This window comes from Pseudoalteromonas sp. MT33b (assembly GCF_014117385.1).
Lineage (GTDB): Bacteria > Pseudomonadota > Gammaproteobacteria > Enterobacterales > Alteromonadaceae > Pseudoalteromonas > Pseudoalteromonas lipolytica.
On the sequence record NZ_CP059831.1, the window covers coordinates 1,239,201 to 1,259,240 of the forward strand.

At 40.2% G+C, this 20,040-nt stretch carries 12 protein-coding genes and 15 tRNA genes; 13 read left to right on the top strand and 14 right to left on the bottom strand.

What is annotated here, in order from left to right; all coding sequences use genetic code 11:
* Both H3302_RS05720 and msrB read left to right on the top strand, forming a co-directional pair.
* Positions 1-459, top strand: coding sequence for a hypothetical protein (locus H3302_RS05720; protein WP_036969534.1), 459 nt, complete (start codon positions 1-3; stop codon positions 457-459).
* Positions 460-727: 268 nt separating this feature from the next.
* Positions 728-1,171, top strand: coding sequence for a peptide-methionine (R)-S-oxide reductase MsrB (msrB, locus tag H3302_RS05725; protein ID WP_182396253.1), 444 nt, complete (start codon positions 728-730; stop codon positions 1,169-1,171).
* Between the two features lie 5 nt (positions 1,172-1,176).
* Here msrB and H3302_RS05730 read toward each other — a convergent pair whose 3' ends face one another.
* From H3302_RS05730 to H3302_RS05775, 10 genes are all read right to left on the bottom strand, one after another.
* Positions 1,177-3,126, bottom strand: coding sequence for an ATP-binding protein (locus H3302_RS05730; protein ID WP_075594150.1), 1,950 nt, complete (start codon positions 3,124-3,126; stop codon positions 1,177-1,179).
* A complete protein-coding gene (locus H3302_RS05735) occupies positions 3,123-4,481 on the bottom strand; it encodes an extracellular solute-binding protein (RefSeq protein ID WP_167330958.1) in 1,359 nt (452 codons plus the stop codon). Before H3302_RS05735 ends, H3302_RS05730 begins: the two co-directional genes overlap by 4 nt.
* Positions 4,482-4,507: 26 nt before the next feature.
* Positions 4,508-6,142, bottom strand: coding sequence for a response regulator (locus H3302_RS05740; RefSeq protein WP_065979792.1), 1,635 nt, complete (start codon positions 6,140-6,142; stop codon positions 4,508-4,510).
* Between the two features lie 459 nt (positions 6,143-6,601).
* Positions 6,602-6,677 (bottom strand) — tRNA-Val (locus H3302_RS05745).
* A 38-nt stretch (positions 6,678-6,715) separates the two neighbouring features.
* Positions 6,716-6,791, bottom strand: a tRNA-Val gene (locus tag H3302_RS05750).
* A 35-nt stretch (positions 6,792-6,826) separates the two neighbouring features.
* Positions 6,827-6,902 (bottom strand) — tRNA-Val (locus tag H3302_RS05755).
* Between the two features lie 43 nt (positions 6,903-6,945).
* A tRNA-Val gene (locus tag H3302_RS05760) sits at positions 6,946-7,021 on the bottom strand.
* A gap of 38 nt (positions 7,022-7,059) precedes the next feature.
* Positions 7,060-7,135, bottom strand: a tRNA-Val gene (locus tag H3302_RS05765).
* 46 nt (positions 7,136-7,181) lie between these two features.
* Positions 7,182-7,257: transfer RNA gene (locus H3302_RS05770), tRNA-Val, on the bottom strand.
* Positions 7,258-7,291: 34 nt separating this feature from the next.
* Positions 7,292-7,367: transfer RNA gene (locus tag H3302_RS05775), tRNA-Val, on the bottom strand.
* Positions 7,368-8,013: 646 nt separating this feature from the next.
* On the opposite strand from H3302_RS05775, the gene H3302_RS05780 reads away from it, so the two are divergent.
* The 10 genes from H3302_RS05780 (at position 8,014) to H3302_RS05825 (ending at position 13,321) form a co-directional block, all read left to right on the top strand.
* Positions 8,014-8,089: transfer RNA gene (locus tag H3302_RS05780), tRNA-Ala, on the top strand.
* 38 nt (positions 8,090-8,127) lie between these two features.
* A tRNA-Glu gene (locus H3302_RS05785) sits at positions 8,128-8,203 on the top strand.
* Between the two features lie 129 nt (positions 8,204-8,332).
* A tRNA-Glu gene (locus H3302_RS05790) sits at positions 8,333-8,408 on the top strand.
* 94 nt (positions 8,409-8,502) lie between these two features.
* Positions 8,503-8,578 (top strand) — tRNA-Glu (locus H3302_RS05795).
* 94 nt (positions 8,579-8,672) lie between these two features.
* Positions 8,673-8,748: transfer RNA gene (locus H3302_RS05800), tRNA-Glu, on the top strand.
* 94 nt (positions 8,749-8,842) lie between these two features.
* Positions 8,843-8,918 (top strand) — tRNA-Glu (locus H3302_RS05805).
* Positions 8,919-9,012: 94 nt separating this feature from the next.
* Positions 9,013-9,088, top strand: a tRNA-Glu gene (locus tag H3302_RS05810).
* Positions 9,089-9,270: 182 nt separating this feature from the next.
* A tRNA-Glu gene (locus H3302_RS05815) sits at positions 9,271-9,346 on the top strand.
* 664 nt (positions 9,347-10,010) lie between these two features.
* Positions 10,011-11,093 (top strand): extracellular solute-binding protein, encoded by a 1,083-nt coding sequence (locus H3302_RS05820; RefSeq protein ID WP_182396254.1) that lies wholly within the window; start codon positions 10,011-10,013, stop codon positions 11,091-11,093.
* Entirely contained in the window at positions 11,090-13,321 is a 2,232-nt protein-coding gene (locus tag H3302_RS05825; RefSeq protein ID WP_182396255.1) for an ATP-binding protein, read from the top strand. Before H3302_RS05820 ends, H3302_RS05825 begins: the two co-directional genes overlap by 4 nt.
* A 21-nt stretch (positions 13,322-13,342) precedes the next feature.
* Here the strand turns inward: H3302_RS05825 and gloA are convergent, their stop codons facing one another.
* The 3 genes from gloA to H3302_RS05840 all read right to left on the bottom strand — a co-directional run bounded on the left by gloA (position 13,343) and on the right by H3302_RS05840 (position 16,838).
* Positions 13,343-13,741, bottom strand: a complete 399-nt coding sequence (gloA, locus tag H3302_RS05830) for a lactoylglutathione lyase (protein WP_036969520.1) — start codon at positions 13,739-13,741, stop codon at positions 13,343-13,345.
* Between the two features lie 40 nt (positions 13,742-13,781).
* Complete coding sequence (locus tag H3302_RS05835; protein WP_182396256.1) at positions 13,782-14,813, bottom strand: serine hydrolase; 1,032 nt, start codon at positions 14,811-14,813, stop codon at positions 13,782-13,784.
* A 117-nt stretch (positions 14,814-14,930) separates the two neighbouring features.
* Positions 14,931-16,838 carry an aminotransferase class I/II-fold pyridoxal phosphate-dependent enzyme gene (locus H3302_RS05840; protein WP_065978844.1) on the bottom strand — a complete coding sequence of 636 codons (1,908 nt, stop codon included), beginning with the start codon at positions 16,836-16,838 and terminating at the stop codon, positions 14,931-14,933.
* Between the two features lie 838 nt (positions 16,839-17,676).
* Here H3302_RS05840 and H3302_RS05845 point away from each other — a divergent pair.
* Entirely contained in the window at positions 17,677-19,212 is a 1,536-nt protein-coding gene (locus H3302_RS05845; RefSeq protein ID WP_182396257.1) for a S10 family peptidase, read from the top strand.
* 189 nt (positions 19,213-19,401) lie between these two features.
* Here H3302_RS05845 and nth read toward each other — a convergent pair whose 3' ends face one another.
* Positions 19,402-20,034, bottom strand: coding sequence for an endonuclease III (nth, locus tag H3302_RS05850; RefSeq protein WP_182396258.1), 633 nt, complete (start codon positions 20,032-20,034; stop codon positions 19,402-19,404).
* Positions 20,035-20,040 lie beyond the last annotated feature (6 nt).

The following is a 20,040-nucleotide window of genomic DNA, read 5'->3' on the forward strand; positions in this document are numbered from 1 at the left end:
ATGCTGGCTATTAATCAATTACTAGCAAAAATTTCAGCATTGATTGCAGTGGTATTGATTGCCCTGTGGTTTTTTACACCACTTTGGCACAGTGTCGCGTTTTCTTTTTTTGTTCTTTTGTGGGCTTTTATCACAGTATCAAGTCTGTACCGTGTGACACCTTTATTCGTGTCACGCAATCCAATTGAAGATTCATTAAAGCGCGATGTTAACCAGTTAGCATTGATTAGCCTTTCCGGTTTGTTTGATTTTAAACGCAAAGCGGAATTTGTATTAATAGGGCAGATTAAAAAGATAAAAATTGGCGATGGTATTATTCATGTTACAGATATCAATGAACAGACATTGACCGCAGTTTTAAGCGTTGCAGAGTCGAAAATTGACGCATATTTACATACCTTACTGTCTGAACGAGAACGCGAAAATATAAAAATAATTAAGCAGTCTAGTACCGACTAGCCATAATACAGAATCATTTTGATGGATTTAACCAGTTGCTATCTGCGTTAAAAATTGCTCATGAACGACAGTTTCGTTGTGGGCATTAGAGCAAGGTAGGAGCAATGGCCGATAGCAACTAAATATCATCGTTTTTGCCTTGCGACCACACGGTTTTTTTGCATCAAAATAGATCATTTAAGTAAGTAAATTGGTATAAGGTTTAATTTGCTTAACTATTTTTTAAGCAGTATTTTGAACGTGGGTTTATCAATCCTAGGAGAACACAATGTTAACTTGGCAAGATATTTTAGAGTTTGCCCACAACGGCAATCCAACACCTCCCCGTAGAGTTGAAAAAACGCCATTAGAGTGGCAGCATGAGCTTGCGCAAGATACTTTCTATGTAACACGCCAAAAAGGCACAGAGCGTCCGCACAGCTCTGATTCATGCACACTCTTTGAGCCTGGGAAATATGCGTGTGTATGTTGCGATAATTTATTGTTTGATGCCGATGAAAAGTTTGACAGTGGCACTGGTTGGCCTTCATTTACTCAACCAAGCAGCGTCGAAAGCATTGCGTACATAGCCGATACAAGTCACGGTATGCAACGTATTGAGGCTATTTGTAATGTCTGCGATGCCCATTTAGGTCATGTTTTTCCTGATGGTCCGCCGCCAAGTGGTTTGCGCTACTGCATGAATGCGGTGGCAATGAAAAAATGCGATTAGGTAAACTAATCTAAATATTGCGCAATAATAAAAATAAGGTGCTCTCGGTAAATTGGCTTACTGATAGTGTAGTCTGTCAAGATACTTGATTGTGCCTTATCATCCTTTAAAGCCGAGGCTGTTACAGCAATAATCGGGATATGTTTAAAACGATCATCACTGCGAATTAACTGGCTGGCTTCAAGCCCTCCCATTACAGGCATCTTCAAATCCATTATGATTAGGTCAGGCTGATGTTGCTCTATTTTTTTCAGTGCATCTTCACCATTAATTGCCGTATCGATAGTAAAACTCCAGCGCGATAAGAACGATTCTAAATAATCACGGTTATAGGGAATGTCGTCTACGATTAAAATGCGCGCAGGATTAAAGTGATAACTAGTGATTGCAGGGTAATTACGGTGCTCAATTTCTGTTATTGATTCAGCTAACTCGACGTTCGGAATTGAAACAATAAACTCACTGCCTTTGCCTTTTTCACTGATAACCGATAACTCGCCGCCCATCAATTTTATAAAGCGTAATGAAATAGCAAGGCCTAAGCCTGTACCACCAAACTCAGAACTGCGTTGTCCTTGAACTTGTTCAAAGTCATTAAAGATTAAATCTTGTTGATCTTTTGGAATGCCTTTACCGGTATCTTTCACATGAATTTTTATATCAAGGTGGCTGTCGTCATCATGTGGTTTAAAGTCAAAGTATACGCTTACACTGCCTTGTGACGTAAACTTAATAGCATTACTTATTAAGTTGGTAAGTACTTGACGAAGCTTGTTACTGTCGAGCAATACGGGGGGAGTGAGATCAGGGTGTGCGGTTACTTTAAAATTGAGATCTTTTTGTGCGCTGAGCTGTAAAAACATCATATTTAATTCATGGCACATGGTGGGAATTTCAACCCGCTCAATATCGAGCTGCATTTTACCTGCATCGACTTTTGATAAATCAAGAATATCGTTTAGTACGTTTAATAACGAATTGCCTGAGATGGAAATCGCTTCAAGGTAGCGGCGTTTGTTTTTGTCGGTTTCGCTGTCTTGCAATAATTGGCTGAAGCCTAACACGGCATTTAAAGGTGTTCTTAACTCGTGAGACATATTGGCTAAAAAGCGACTTTTTGCTTGGTTTGATTGTTCTGCTTGTTCTTTTGCATCCAAGTATTCTTGAGTGCGCTTAGCCACGGTTTCTTCGAGTTGGCTGTGCTGTTCATGCATGCTGTTAATTTGTTGTCTAACCGCGGCTCGCATCATTTTAAAGCCACTGGCAAGTGTGCCTATTTCATCTTGGCTTTTAATATTAATAGGGCAATTTAAATCGCCTGTGGTCACTGCATGGGAGAACTCAACAAGTTGATCAATGGGTTGCAAAATTATGCGCCTAATAATGATATAAGCAATAATGAGTGCAGTTAGCAGATAGATTGCAAATAAAGAGACGGCGTTACTGATAATAGATTTGGTTTTTTGGGATAAATCGATGTCAGAAAACGTGACAATAACGTAACCAATATTTTCACCGTAATGATTTTTTACTGGCACTGTTACAGCGTACTGGTGATCAAGCGCGATAATATTATTTCGTCTCGGATTGAGTTGCTGCAATATCGTTTGATTCGTCTCTAAGGTATCGACTTTACTGTTATCGGGGTGGGCCGCAATAAAGTTATTTTGATCAATAAAATAAATGGTTTTGAGGTCATCAAAGGTATTATGTTTGAGAATATTTTTTAATGTTATCCCCTGAATTTTTAAGACCCAACTGCCAGCGGTGTTATCTGATGTTAATGAGTTTATTTCAGACAGCATCGGCGAAACAATCGCGTCTGCTTTTTCACTCATATTAAGCAAGGTTTGCTCTTTTAATTCCAAGACATGTATAGCCGTACTCACGCCTAAAATTAGCGTGATAGTAAAACCGATGATTATCAGAATTTTATGCGCAATACTGATTCTCATTGGCTGCTCTTAGTTTGTGTTTTTAAAGCGTGCATGTTTGCATTAATTTTTGCATCAGTACTTTTAATTAATTGTTTAATGTCGGCACCATAAAATATTTGGCTAAATGTTTGCGAAATAATTTCACCAATGACTGGAAATTCAACCATACCTGCTTGCAGTCGATCAGGCGTGGCATGCTCAAATACCCATAGCATTGCGTTGTTAAAGCCGGGTTTATTGACTAAAGTAAATAGCTTTTCGTGCCATACCTTTTGTCTTGGTGGCGACCCCCCGGTGCTGAGTAAAGCGGCCGTTTGCTCACTCGTTGCCCATTGAATAAATAACCAGGCTGCAATTTTTTTATTAGAGTGGCTATTAATCGCAAATGCCCATGCCCATGGTGATGTTTCTCTGGCAACAGGTCCTTTTGGAAGGGGAGCGGCTTCCCATTTATTCCAAATATCGGATTCTTCAGCCGTGTCTATTTCATTGTAAAAGTGAGACGCAAGGATTGCTGAAGCCAGTTTGCCGTGCTTAAACAATTGACGTATCTCATAAAAATGCAGTAAGCGGCTATTTTCCGGATTACCGTAACCTGTAACTAAGTTTCGATACATTTTAAGGCTTTGTGCCGTCTGTGGACTATCAAATGTTGATACACCTTGTTCATTGAGCACTTCTGCGCCATAGGCACGCATTACGGGTAACACCGTCCATGTATTAAGCCCCGCACCGGGTAGTGTGCGTGAAGCAAACGCGTGCATGCCGGCGAGTTTAGAGTCGGCATCAATCGCGCGCTGTAATTTTATTTTAGTTGCGTGTAACTGCTCGTAAGTATCTGGCACTTCAAGATTAAAGCGCTCAAATAAATCTTTGCGATAAAAATAAATAGGGGCTGAAAAATCAAAAGGTAAAGAATAAAGTTTGTTATCTATTTTGCAAAGAGTGAGGCTTCTTTCGCTAATATCTTCAAGTTGATACCACGTTTTATCAGTTATGAGTGGGTTATCTAGATAAGGTTGTAGGGGCTCTATCCAGCCTTGATTTTGTGCTTCACCTAAAAATGTAATGCCCATAGGCAATACATCGTATAGGCCTAAACCTTCGCTTAAATCTTGATGACGACGAGAGCGCATTTGAGATTGTTCCAGCGCATGAAAACCAACAGAAATCCCGGTAAGTTGCTCAAACAGGGGGATATAAGGTTTAAGGGCCAAAAATGCGGGCTGCTCGTCAGCCAGTATATTTATATGACTGCCTGCTTCACTTTGCCAATTTATATTAGCTTGCTGCCAATACTGCAAAGTAGCAGAAGCAATACTGACTGGACTGAAGAGTGCTATTGCAGCTAAAAGAAGCTTAATAGATTTCAAAAAAGGGCGCTCCATAATGAGAACATTTACTCAGATAGCTGAAGATTCATTTTTGCAGCTTGCGCTTTTATTTTTTCGAAGCGAGTGGCTTGCTCATCGTGTAATGTGTATTCATTAAGTAAAGCGTAGCATTTTTTTGCTAGCAATAAGTTAAATGATTGCCCTTGCGCATTAGAGTCGAATAAACACTGTAAAAGATTCAATGCAATACTGGCGTTTTTAGGCATAATTCTAAAGGCCTGTGTAAACGCTTCGAGCGCAATATTTAGCTGGCCTTTATTAAATTGCGTAACAGCATGGTTATTGAGTTCTTTCGGCCCCATTTTGATATCACGACGTTCAGTTTGCTGTTGTTGAATGTAGCGAAGAAACACAGGATCACTTACAGAAGGATGGCGCTCACAATGGCTTATAATTTGATTAAAGAGTGTTTGCGCTTTGTTGTGAAAACCGAGCTCGTGGAATGCCTTTGCTTTATCAAGCGCACCATCAACAGAACGAATTTGACTGTCACTCTCATCAAGTTGCTCGATTAGGGCCTTTGCTTTTTTATGCTCGTCTTTCAAATAATGTAAACGTGCGTTGAGTACATCAATTTGGGTTTGATTGTTACTATTTGGAAACTGTTGTTTTAAATCATTTAAATATTGATTTGTTTGTCTCGCAATACGATTAACTTGGTCTGTTTGATCTGTTGTCAGAGCAAAATCGATACCTGCCCGTGCTGCATTTAAGTATATATCAGGGTGATCGTGTATGGAGTGCTTTGCATAACTGGCGATATCTTTTTGCGTTAAGTAGCTTTTCTCGTAGTCATGATTTAACAGTGATACATGGCTGAGTGTTTTTTGTCGCTCAATGTTTCTTGGTGCTATATCAACAGCTTGACTAAAAAATAGTTGAGCGTCGTCAAACTTATTAAGTTTAATGTCTAAACGACCTAACAAATCAAGAGCCACAAGGCGAGTTTCACTGCGCTGTAGCATGGTTTTTAACATGCGTTGAGCAAGAATATGCTCATTATTGGCAATAAGCGCTTCTACTAACCCGACTTTAGCCCACGTAAACTTTTGTATATCGAGTACGGATTTAAAAAAAGTTTTTGCATCTTCATTTCGATTTAAACGAAGTAGGGCATCACCTTTTAATCGTAATAAAATGGCACTGTAGGTATTACTTTTATTTTGTAGTAATTCATCGATTTTCTTTATTGCTTTCGAGTCATTTTCATCATCAATTAGCTGATAAACACTGTAAAGGTGGTGCTTACGAAGTAGTACTTTCTCAATACGGCTTTTTAATTCATAAATGGTAAATGGCTTTACTAAAAAATCGTCAGGCTGGAGCTCTAACACACTGTGAACTAGAGAACCGCTTGTTTCGGCTGAAATGAAAATAAACCCTGTGGAGTTTTTAATTAAGCGTTTAACTTTAAGTTCTTCGTAAAGTTGGTAGCCATCTTGGTGCTTGCTTAAATTGAATGAGCAAACAATCAGATCAAATTGTTCGTCCTGACATTGTTCTTTGGCTGAAATGGCATGGTCAGCAAAGCGCAGTTGTCGAAAACCTAATCCTTCGAGGGATTGTTTCATGTAGCTTTGAGCGAGTGGTTGCTCTTCAACTATTAAAATTTTGGCTTTCGAAAAAATCTTTGCAGGCATTGGACTTGCGATCGAGTGATATTAACAGTGACTATAATAAACAGTCTAGCTGCTGACAAGGCAAATTACAGGTTTTCAGTTAATTTAAAAACCTGACTCATGCTATAGCATGACTTATGTCGTATTTTTTATTTCCTTTTTATCTCAAAGAATTAGCTTAGCAATCAGCTACAAACGTGATGATATTTATATTAGTGAATATCAAAAATGGCACAACGACTAGACGTGTTTTGCAGGTGCTGGGTCGTACTGGACTTGAACCATCGAGCCTTGTCTTTGTAGAGAGTGGCGATGCTTTTAGAAAATTTAATTTTTAATATGGAGTATGGAAAAGAGTGTTTTATTTGTGGTGGGTTGCACTGGACTTGAACCATCGAGTCGAGTCTTTGTAAAGAGTGGCGATGCTTTTAGAAAGTTTAGAATATAAAGTATGGAGTATGGAAAAGAGTGTTTTATATGTGGTGGGTCGTACTGGACTTGAACCAGTGACCCTCGCCTTGTAAGGGCGATGCTCTCCCAACTGAGCTAACGACCCACATATAATTGCCGAAAGGCTAATTTGTAAAGATTAAATGGTGGGTCGTACTGGACTTGAACCAGTGACCCTCGCCTTGTAAGGGCGATGCTCTCCCAACTGAGCTAACGACCCAAATAATCTTTTTCTTCGCGATACCATTTTTAAAATGGTGGGTCGTACTGGACTTGAACCAGTGACCCTCGCCTTGTAAGGGCGATGCTCTCCCAACTGAGCTAACGACCCGCGAAGAATAATCTAAATGAGAACACCATTAAACTTGGATTAATGGTGGGTCGTACTGGACTTGAACCAGTGACCCTCGCCTTGTAAGGGCGATGCTCTCCCAACTGAGCTAACGACCCATTTAGATTGTGTAATATGAAGTACCATTAAAAGATAATGGTGGGTCGTACTGGACTTGAACCAGTGACCCTCGCCTTGTAAGGGCGATGCTCTCCCAACTGAGCTAACGACCCATATTACATGCAATAAATTCTTAATGTTGAGTTTACACCATTTAAATGGTGGGTCGTACTGGACTTGAACCAGTGACCCTCGCCTTGTAAGGGCGATGCTCTCCCAACTGAGCTAACGACCCATTAAGAACTTCAGATATGAACACCATTTAATAATGGTGGGTCGTACTGGACTTGAACCAGTGACCCTCGCCTTGTAAGGGCGATGCTCTCCCAACTGAGCTAACGACCCATATCTAAAAAACAACTCATTGCTGCGTTGTTGTGGGGCGCTATTATAGATAGAGTTGTAAATGTGTCAACACTTGAATGAGTAAAAATGTGCTAGATGCAGCTTTTATAAACAACGACATGGCTTTTTTACATTTTTTGATGAACAATTATGCAATTCAGTGCTTTTCCTTCTATACGCAAGCTGACTTTTAGGCTGTTTGGGGTCAATTACTTTAGCGGGGATGAGCTGTGTTAGTTTTGTTTATATGTAAATGCATTTGTCGGTTGTATAAATAAGTACAACGCAGTGCTCTTTTTAACGTTAATTAAAAGGGCGTGGGGGAGGGGAAGAATGATCAATTTAGTTATAAAATTAAGATATCGCCGTTTTCCATATAAATGTATACCTTTTAGTAAGCGAAACCTCCTTTCATTGAGGCACAATAAAATCTAAACAGCACGCTAATATGTAAAATTCAGCTATTTATTAGTGGATTGTATAAAATAGCTCCTCCTTGGGGTGTTATTTAGTCAGCTTGTTGAAATTTAAATCATTTAAATAAAGTTAGATAAAAAACTGTTGACTTTATTTGGGGGGCTGCATAGAATGCGCCCCGCACTCAGCGATACACGTCAGCATTAGTTGGTAGTGTGTATGCAAAGTCGGGGCTATAGCTCAGCTGGGAGAGCGCTTCGCTGGCAGCGAAGAGGTCTGCGGTTCGATCCCGCATAGCTCCACCAATTTGCATAGTGTTTGTCCTAGGGTAGCAGTTTTCTGCGTCCCCATCGTCTAGAGGCCTAGGACACCGCCCTTTCACGGCGGTAACAGGGGTTCGAATCCCCTTGGGGACGCCACTTATTTATGTAAGTGAGCTAATACCAAGGCGCTAAACATGTCAATTTCGAGTATTTACATGTTAATTTAGCAACCTTACTCTGATATGAGTCAAACTATCATTTAATGTCCTAGTGACACATTTTTGTGTCCCCATCGTCTAGAGGCCTAGGACACCGCCCTTTCACGGCGGTAACAGGGGTTCGAATCCCCTTGGGGACGCCACTTACTTTAACTGTGTTAAAGAGGGTGTTGTGTTATTAAACAGCTCGCCTGAATCGAGTTTAACTATTCAGTTGTCCTAGTGACACATTTTTGTGTCCCCATCGTCTAGAGGCCTAGGACACCGCCCTTTCACGGCGGTAACAGGGGTTCGAATCCCCTTGGGGACGCCACTTACTTTAACCGTGTTAAAGAGGGTGTTGTGTTATTAAACAGCTCGCCTGAATCGAGTTTAACTATTCAGTTGTCCTAGTGACACATTTTTGTGTCCCCATCGTCTAGAGGCCTAGGACACCGCCCTTTCACGGCGGTAACAGGGGTTCGAATCCCCTTGGGGACGCCACTTACTTTAACCGTGTTAAAGAGGGTGTTGTGTTATTAAACAGCTCGCCTGAATCGAGTTTAACTATTCAGTTGTCCTAGTGACACATTCTTGTGTCCCCATCGTCTAGAGGCCTAGGACACCGCCCTTTCACGGCGGTAACAGGGGTTCGAATCCCCTTGGGGACGCCACTTACTTTAACCGTGTTAAAGAGGGTGTTGTGTTATTAAACAGCTCGCCTGAATCGAGCTTAACTATTCAGTTGTCCTAGTGACACATTCTTGTGTCCCCATCGTCTAGAGGCCTAGGACACCGCCCTTTCACGGCGGTAACAGGGGTTCGAATCCCCTTGGGGACGCCACTTACTTTAACCGTGTTAAAGAGGGTGTTGTGTTATTAAACAGCTCGCCTGAATCGAGTTTAACTATTCAGTTGTCCTAGTGACACAGAAACTTTCTGTTTAAGCTAAGGCCATTCGCCTAACAGGCTCGGTCTCATCTTACGCAGAAATAGCAAATCAGTGATTTGCAAACCAATTTCTGCGTCCCCATCGTCTAGAGGCCTAGGACACCGCCCTTTCACGGCGGTAACAGGGGTTCGAATCCCCTTGGGGACGCCATTTACTTGCGTAATTTATATTTATTGCACAGTGAATACTGTAAGATTCAATTCAAAAATTCCTATTTATACATCCCATACTTATCTTATAAAAATCAATTATCTACGCTATTTAATTTCGACTTTTCTCTGATATTTTTAAAAATCACAGTACAGATCTTTACTTCTCACTGCGACAGACAGTTTTAATCTATTTCTAATGCTTCCTGCGACACATCATGTATGTCTAATTTGAGGCATTGTTTTTAAAAGGTGTGACGTTAACGAGTATGAGTGGAGACCTTATACCAATCCGCAAAAATACTTAATCATTTTGAGTGATCAAACCAGTCGCTACCTGCGTTAAAAATTTCTGATTTAGAACAACTAAATAACTAAATTTTTGCCTTGTTATCAACGCGGTTTTATTGCCTCAAAATAGACCACTTAATTAAGCGGAATGGTATTATTTGGTTAATTTGTTTTGCAATTGTTGGTTTAGTGATCACAACGTTGAGATGTAAGAAAACCCCTGATTAAGCTAGGCAATTGTAAACAAGTGTGCTTAACTAAATTTATAATTTTCTGTTTATTAAGTAGATACGAGCGTGTGGCGAGTATTTGGGTTGGTAGTGCTGTTGGCAATGTTCCCGTGTTATGCCACGACAATTAAGCTGGCCTATACAATGAAGCATGATAACTTCAATCAACTGTTAAGTGAGCTGGCTGAGCAAACAGAATTAACGGTTGATTCTGTGTTGGTTGACCAAAAAGCGTTAAAAGTACGGCTTGTTCAAGCCAATAGTGCGACAACCACCGATGCCGTAATTTTTCCTGCTGACCATCTGGGTCTGAACAAATACGCTAATTTTAGTGTTATTCCCGAATCACTGATAGCTGAAACAACAGATAAACGCACTTTAGATACAACAAGAGTGAATGGTCAATTACTCGGCATTCCCATTATTCAAGGTAATCATTTACTGCTTTTTTATAACACTCGGTACGTAAAGAAAAAAATAAATGACTGGCAGGATATTATTAAACTAAAACCTATGCTGCCTGAACAGGTGAAACTAATCACTTGGAGTTTTATGGAAATGTATTGGTTTATTCCATTTTTAAGCGCATTTGAAGGCGACCTGATTGTTGATGACAAAGTACAGTTGAATACATCAGCAATGCAATTAGCTTTGCGATATGTATGGGATTTAAATCAGCAAGGTATCGTGGACAGAGAGTGTGATTACAGCTGTTCACATGCCGCATTTCAAAACCAACAGGCTGCATTTATTATAAATGGTGCTTGGTCCCTCAATACTTACAAAGAAGCACTGGGGGAGCATTTGGCCGTACAACCACTACCAAAACTGAATGGTCACTTCATGCAGCCGTACTACTCAACGTTTGTTTTAGCTTTTCCGAATAATAGTTTACAGGGCCCTAATAAAGACAACTTAATTAAGTTTGCAAAGGCTGTGCAACATGCACCATTTCAGCATTTAATTTGGCAAAAACTTCACGATATCCCAGTGAACACGCAAGTTTTAACGCGGCTTTTAGAGCAAAACGATGATACGTTACTTACCTTGCTTGCTGCTTTGCAACACACCAAACCAATGCCATCATCGGCTGCGATGATAATTGCATGGGAAGTGTTAACAAAAGGCTTTTCTCGTTATGGCAGTGGTGCGCTGACTGCCGAACAAGCAGGTTTATTTATGCAGGGACTCGCAGAGCGCTCAATTGCGAATGAAGAGGTGCAATGAACAGCCCACGGTTTAGCCAAGCATTATTCGCAAGTGTATTATTGCTGGTTATTATTCCGCTTTTGGTGCTGGCAGGCTTGATGATCGGGCGTTTTTATTTAAACTCGATTGAACAAGCTAAAACAAGCTTACAATGGCAGGCAAGAAATAACGCGGCAAGCTTGGAACAACTGATCTTCAAATTAGAAAAAAATAGTCAGTTATTAAGTAGTACAAAAGCGATAGCTGAGCTTCCAGATACCGTGGTGTATTCGCAATTTGCATTGGTTCAATTACAGCAATTTGTAACAGATAACCCACAAATAATTGCATCAATTGTTTTAGATAATCAAGGCTTTATTGTTGAAGGTTACCCAATAACATCGTTAACGCTAAATTACGCACTAACAAAAAGTATTCTCGATAGTGCGCAGATCTCGAACAATCAAAATAGCATTCAAGTAATTAATAAGCCGCAGTTGAATGAATTGCTCTTTCAAACAGAAGCCAAACAAAATGCATTAATAGCAATTACTTCAACGCTGTTACACGAGCAAGACTCGTTAAGTGAACCAATCCGAAAAACGGGGTTATTAGTGTCGTTCATTCCGTTATCTGAAGCATTAAAGTGGCTTGCTGTTCACAATGAGCAGCCTACTTACCAATCAGGTAAACAAGTACAAATTACCGTGCAAGATCATGTTTTATACAGTTTAGGGGTCGTTGAAAGTACGGCGTTACTAACAGGAAGTGCGTCGATTAGTAACGTGCTGTTTAATAATGAACGAACAGCATTACACTTTAGAATTAATGAAGCTGAAACTGCATATACCAATGCGGTAAAGGAAACAGCGATAGCTGGAGGTTTGTTAATTATAGGTCTTTCAGTTGTGTCATTGTTTTTGGTTCATTGGTTAACGCAACGTTTGCATAATCCACTTAATCGTATTACTGCACTGAGTCGGGAGTTTGCATGTGGTAACTACAAAAAAATAACCGATGATTTTCATTATCAGGAGTTTAAAGATATAGCTCAGTCACTCAATAGCATGGCTGAAACAATTGATATTCAGATCACTTCTTTACAGCTAGAGAAGGTTAGGGCGGAGCATTCTGAGCAAGTTAAAAGCCAGTTTTTAGCAAATATGAGCCATGAAATTAGAACACCAATGAATGGGATTGTTGGTTTTTTACAGTTGTTGAAAAAAAGCCAATTAAATCCAGAACAAGCTGATTTTGTGAGACAAATTAATAACTGCAGCGATGTGTTACTCACAGTGATTAATGACATACTCGACTTTTCAAAAATTGAAGCAAATAAAATAGAACTCGATACGCGAGAATGCAATTTAATCGCGCTATGCCAAGATCTCATTGTGTTATTTAAACCCAGCTGCGATGCTAAGGGGATTGCTTGCCAACTTAATATTAATCAACTCAAAGCAGTCAACGTCGAATGTGATGAAATTCGCGTTAAGCAAGTGCTCATAAACCTGCTGTCAAACGCGATTAAATTCACAAAAGAAGGGGAAATTACTCTATCAATTAATGTCATTGACAAAGATGCTCACACGACAACAGTTGAATTTACTGTGACTGATACAGGTATTGGTATAGCAGAAGATAAATTAACCGCTTTGTTTAACCCCTTTGTACAAGCGCAAAGTAATATCATGCGTGAATATGGCGGCACAGGTTTAGGGCTTGCCATAAGTAAAGGCTTAGTGGATTTAATGGGCGGCGAAATTACGCTTAAAAGTGAGCTTGGTGAAGGCACTACATTTACTATTATGGTGAGTTTTAAAACCCACTCACACGTGCTTAGCAAAGCAAAAACAAGTCAACTCGACACGGCGATAACGGTCGACTTTTCAAGCATAAAAACACCGTTGTTAGTCGCAGAAGATAACCCAATTAACCAAATTGTTATTACGAAATACTTATCGCAATTAGGTTTGAGCTATGAACTTGCTGAAAATGGCCAAATAGCCTGTGATAAGGCATCAATGAATAACTACGCGTTAATTTTAATGGATATTCAAATGCCTGTGATGGATGGTTTAACGGCCAGTAAAACACTGCTGAAGCAAGAAGGATTTAATACACCCATTATCGCGGTGAGTGCGAATGCAATGAGAGAAGATATCGAAAAAAGTATGGAAATAGGTATACACGATCACATTGCGAAGCCAATCGATTTCACAGAGCTTGAACGGGCGCTTGCAAAGTGGCTATTTCAGTCAATTTAATGACTGAAATAGCCAAAACAATTAAAATTGACTGTAGTCTTTTTTCTGAATTAGCTCAATTGCATAACCATCAGGGTCTTTAACAAAAGCGATTTCAGTGGTGCCGCCCTTTACTGGGCCTGGCTCACGGCTTACATTACCGCCTGCGGCTTTAATATCTTCGCAGGCTTTATAAATGTCATCAAACTCAATTGCAATGTGGCCATACGCATTGCCTAAGTCGTAGCTGTCAGTATCCCAGTTATAGGTGAGCTCGAGTACGGTAGCGTCTTTTTCTTCACCGTAACCAACAAAAGCAAGTGTGTAACGGTATTCTTCATTATCTGCACGACGCAGTTCTTTCATGCCTAATACTTGCGTGTAAAATTCGATAGATTTGTCTAAATCAGCAACGCGAAGCATTGTGTGTAATAAACGCATTTAAATCCTCTTTAAAATTCACAAATTTTTGATAACGCAGCTACTGCTGCGCTGTTAAAATATCAATAATTCGATTATAAATTATTTCTGCTAGCATCACAGTATCATCGCCATTAGTATTTATAAACTGCACAACGACTGTATCGATATCTTTATAATAACGAGCAATGCTTGAATACCCTAATACCCAACCTGTGTGTTCATACTTATAAAGTGATGCATACAAAATTTGCTCTTGTTGGTTGAAAAAAGTGCCTTTGTTTAAAGCAAGAATAAAGTCGCCTACATCTTGTGCTGTCGCCACATAGCCTTGATCGAGTGCTTTAAAATCATTCTCATAACCCACGTAATAACCACTCATCAAATCTACTAAATTGATTTCATGTACTGATGAAAACGTATGCGTTAGGCCCAATGGCGTTAAAATTTCATCTTTAATAAATTGGTTATGATCATAACCCAGCACAGTAGACATTATTTTTCGCAGTAGCAGGTAATTTGTGTTGGAATAACCATAATCTGTATCTGGATCAAAGTCAGCAGGGGTGTCTAGCACCAAAGCTAGCGGATCGGGGTAGGCGATTGACCAATCAAAGTTATTAGTATCTGTGTAGTTGGGAATGCCACTTCTGTGCTGTACCATCATTCGTAAGGTGATTTTATCTGCGTTTTGAATGCGTCCAACTAACGATGGAAGATAATCAGCCAGTGTTTTATCGATATCAATCAGCCCTGCAGACACAAGCTTTGTTAAAGCTGATGCGTCATACAGCTTACGGATACTCCCAATTTTAAACAACGCAGTCGCATAAGCGGGGATTTTTTGCTCTCGATTATGCCAACCTTGTGCAAAATATTCAGGTTGGTTTCCTTGTTTATGAATATACACAATAATGCCATCAACTCCTTGTTCAATAGCCTCTTGTGTTTGTGCTTGAATGTTGGCGGGAAGTGGCTGAAAGTAATATATGGCAAACTGCCAGGGGGCAAAAATGTATATGCTAGTGAGAGTAACAATAAGAGCTGCAACGCGCATAAGTCTGAGCGCTTTTTTGTTCTTCAATTGTAGCATTGCATTCTCGCTTCGTTTATTTTGTAGTGTGTGGGGCTGTTTTTAATCTACTATTCAGCAATACCGTGAGGCATTGCTGAATAGTGATAAGGTACTTGACGGTATTAATAGTCTTGTTTACTTTTTCACCTTACCTTTAAGAACATAGATCTCGCCATCAAAACTCCCTTGAATCGTCAGTCCTTGTCCTGCTAATTCTTTTAGATATTCTATATGCTCATCAGTGATATGCTGGCCTGGCACTAAAAGTGGAATACCAGGCGGGTAAGGAGTCACTAATCCGGCACAAATGCGGTTGTTACTCTTACTAATAGGCACAGACTCGCGTTCGCCGTAAAACGCATCGCTTGGAATACATGCTAAGTCTATGGCTGGTAAGTTCTCTGGTAAGCGTGTACGTCTCATTGATGTAGCTAGTTTTACTTTTCCGCTGTCTAGTTTCTTTAATGCATTGTAAAGACGAATGATCTTTGAACGCGTTCCGCCAAGTGTCAGTAAAACCAATATTGTACTGTGCGTGTATTTTTCTATTTCTAGGCCAATTTCATCCAATAGGAATTTATGAATATCCTTTAATGAATAAGGCAATTCGCTAATATCAATAAGAATTTTTAGTGGATCGTGACCCATGTTATCGCCACTAAAATGCGGGAAAATTTCCATAAAATCTTCTTTTCCAAGCACTTTTATATACTTGAGTGACGCCATCTGTTGCTTGAACTCTGCGACATGATTCAACAAGGCATTCAGTAGCTTATAGCCTTCCATCTCTAGTTGTTTTTGGCACACATCAAGCGAGGCAATAAGTTGATACTTAGGTGATGTACTGGCGTAAATACTGTAGATCTCGCGGAAGAAATCGGCGTCGAAATCAGGATCGTTTACGTGAATATAAGACGCCTGAGAAAACGCCGACACGACTTTATGTGCAGAGTGGGTTACATAGTCAGCGCCCGCATGAATGGCAGAGTAGTAGCGTAAACTTGGGTGAAAAAGCGAGTACGCAAACCACGCTTCGTCGATAAACACTTTAATCCCATGTTGATGGGCAAACTCAACCACTTGTTTCAAGTCACTAAGAAGACCATCGTAGGTACAACCGGTGAGAACAAGCAGTTTTGCGTCAGTATTTTGTTCAATCGCTTGCTTGATATCTGCTAATGAGGGGGGCGCGAAGATGCCATATTTAGGGTTTAAAATACTCGACAAATAAATGGGTAAACTAGCTGATTGCAAAATGCCATAATGTACTGATTTATGACAATTGCGATCGATGATCACTTTATCGCCTTTACGCAGCAACGTTTGCAAAATAATTTTATTCGAGGTGGATGAACCGTTGGTGACAAAATAAGTATGCTTAACTTCAAATGTCGCAGCAGCTGACTCTTGTGAGCGGCCAATGGTATTGGTGCTGTCTGACAATGAACCAAGCGAATCAACAGAAACCGACAGGTCGCCAACAAATACATTACGGCCATAAAACTGATAAAAATCTTTGATGTAGGGAGAATTTCTAAAGCTAGAACCACCACTGTGCCCGGGTGTGTGCCATGAATCATTCGCTTCGCCGACATAACGACGGTAGGCTGTCCAAAATGGGGTTTCTGATCTGTCATCAAAGTCGTTGATCATATAACCTAAGATTGCTTCGGGGTCCGAAATTACTTCATCTTTAAAGAAGAAAGATTCAATTTCTTCTGACTCGTTAACGATCTCTAACCCTTTAGTATCGTCGCCAATAACATACACTGGCAGCTCAAGACGGATCCCTTTTAACTGCTCTATAAAGCGACTATAGGTTCGTTCGCTATTGTTCAGTACATCCCAACTGAGTACCACAGCTTGAATATCACCATCTTCTTCTACACATGTTAATGCCTGCTTGAGCTCATTACATTCAATAATATCGATATCAACATCACTCCGCTCAAAATTAGGGATTGTTCGTGCAAGGTTCGTTGACAGCTCTTGCAAAGTGGCAGGGTCTTGCTCAATTAACAAGATACGAAGTAAAGGTAACATAGCAATTCTCATAAAAATTTTCACAATACTCAACAGCATAACGAAAGGATGGTGGCTTGTGAAATTAATACTTTGATTATTGTGCTATTAGTTTCGAGTCTTTTGAGATGACAGTTTGTGCAATTTCATGTTTTTAATTCGAGTACAAGTTGGAATCACTCACAATCATTCGATACTAGTAATACCTTAGCAAGGAAAATGTTTTATGTATTAGCAAACAGAATAGTGAGTTTGAACACATATATTTTATTTTCTGGCGAGATTGCTGTAATTATATACAACTAAACGCAGACAACTTATATCGCCGCACTTGAGTTAGGAAGGCAGAAAAATATATTTTCCTTAGAGGGGGCTTAATTATACCTAATTCGAAAATTAAGCTTATTAAGAATAGGGAGCAGAAAATGAAGTGGATGTATTATTTGATTTGTGTACTTTTCGTTGGAAATATTGCATCAAATCGTATTTGAGAAGGGGACGGGGCCAAAAGGTGTGGTTTTTCATCCTGATGATCGTACTTTGTTTTTGTTTGCTTATGAAAAAATAAGGTGCTTGTTATTGATATAATCTCTGGCAAAACGTTATTTGAACTGCCCACAGGAAATGGACCCGATGGCATAGGGTATTCACCACAGAGGCTATCCTGAGTGAGCAACACGATAATGCAACTTTTTACATCATTGCCAAGTGTAAACAGAGGGGACTTGCACGCTTCTAAGTTTGACTCGTGGGAGGATGACTGCCTAATTGAAAAATGCTCAGCGATAAAGAACGAGTGACAAAAGCACTCCCACTCGATACAGATAAAAACAAAAGTAAACAACCAAGAGAGTAAAGAATGGCGTATTTTAAAAATTTCAAAACAGTGGTCATATTTACATTAAGCGCGTTGAGTATAAACGTGGCGTATGCAGAGGAAGTATCAGCTTCAAACAACAGTAAGAAACTGATACCAGAAGCCACTCAATTTGTTACACAGCACAAAGGCACCTTTAATGGCAAAAAACTGAAATACAAAGTTATAGCCGGTGAAACCTATTTATTGAACAAAGACGAAGGACCTACCGCCTCTGTCTTTTCATTTGATTACATTGTCGCAGACGACAAAGAGAACAGACCGGTTACGTTTATATGGAATGGTGGCCCTGGTTCGTCTTCTAATTGGTTACACATGGGCGCTTACGGGCCTAAACGCGTTGTTGTGCCAAGTGACGCAGCGCATCCAGGGGCTGCTCCATATGAATTAAAAGATGCGCCAGAAACGATTCTCGATGTGACTGATATGGTGTTTGTTGATCCTGTTGGTACAGGGTACTCTCGCGCATTAGGTGAAACTGAAAGCAAAGCCTTTTGGGGGTTGAATGAAGACACATCCGCCATTGCTGATTTTATCGCGCAGTGGCTGACGAAAGAAAATCGCTGGAACGCGCCAATATTTTTATTAGGAGAAAGCTATGGTACGACTAGAGCGGCAGCTGTTTCTAAAGTGCTCATGGACAAACACCTTATTAATGTAAATGGCATCATTTTTGTGTCCCAAGCTTTGGATTACCAAGGCTCAAGCCCTTATGTAGACGACAATATTATATCTTACATTACTTACATACCAACATTAGCTGCGACAGCTTGGTACCATAAAAAAGTTGATACATCAGGAAGTTTTGAAGCGTTTATTGATGCGAGTCGACAATTTTCCGTTGATGAATTGCTGCCCGCATTATTTAAAGGTAATACCCTTAGCACAGCTGAAAGAGCGCGAATTGTTGAGGGATTACAACGTTATACAGGCCTTAGCAAACAATACATAGAGCGAACTGATTTGCGCATCAACGCGTTTAGATTTGCTAAAGAGTTGTTGCGTGACGAGGGCGTCGCCGTTGGGTTGCTCGATGGACGTTATAAGCTTGATGAAAGAGACGACCTATCCGCTGATCCTTCGCAAGATGCGTCGAAAGCCATAGCACCGGCCTACAAAGCAGCACTCATGAAATATATGCACACGGATTTAAACGTACAGTGGAAAAGAAAATACTTAAATCCATCTGACCCTGAATTATCTGATAATTGGCGCTGGCGTACGGCTCCTGATGGACAAAGCTGGGAGCCAAAATACGTGAATACTGCGCCAGATTTATCGTATGCCCTTCGCAGTAATCCACAGATGAAAGTTATGGTTGCCTCTGGGTATTACGATATGGTCACACCATTTTTTGATGCTGAATACACCTTAAACAGACACGGTATAAACGCTGATAAAATTGATTACTACTATTATCACGGTGGTCACATGATGTATGTTCACGAACCAGCAAGAGTGTCGCTTTTAAAAGATACGCGAGACTTTATTAAAAAACAGTTGAGCCAAAACCCTTAATAATAGGCCTAGCTAATTGTGTCAAAGCCTGTGTTTGGCACAATTAGCGAATGAACTCAGGATGGAAAATAGCAGTGGTGAGTTTGCAATACTGATAGATTCTCACAAATTAGCGATTATATTGACACATTAGCGACATTATCCGCGCATTCAGCGCGACCACTTTTTAAGTTAGCAAAGCAAACTTTATTACTCTGTTTTATCCTTAAACTCACACAAGTCTTCGATAATACAGCTGCCGCATTTAGGTTTACGTGCAGTACACACGTAGCGCCCATGAAGTATTAACCAGTGGTGCACATCGACCTTAAATTCTTTAGGTACGACTTTTTCTAGTTTTTGCTCAACTGCAACGACGTCTTTACCCATGGCAAACTTAGTGCGGTTAGAAACACGGAAAATATGCGTATCAACTGCAATTGTCGGCCAGCCAAAAGCGGTATTTAAAACAACGTTAGCCGTTTTTCTACCCACGCCCGGTAGTGCTTCAAGGGCTTCGCGGTTTTCTGGTACTTCAGCGTTGTGTTTATTGACCAGAATTTCACACATTTTATAGACATTATTGGCTTTAGAATTAAACAAACCAATTGTTTTTATGTAATCACGCAGGCCTTCAAGACCTAAATCAAGAATAGCTTGGGGCGTGTTTGCGACAGGAAAAAGCTTACGGGTCGCTTTATTTACACCAACATCCGTTGCTTGAGCTGATAGGGTAACCGCAACCAACAACTCGAAAGGACTTGAGTATTCAAGCTCAGTTTCTGGGTGAGGGTTTTCTGCGCGGAGGCGAGACAGGATCTCGTAGCGTTTTTCTTTATTCATGGTGAG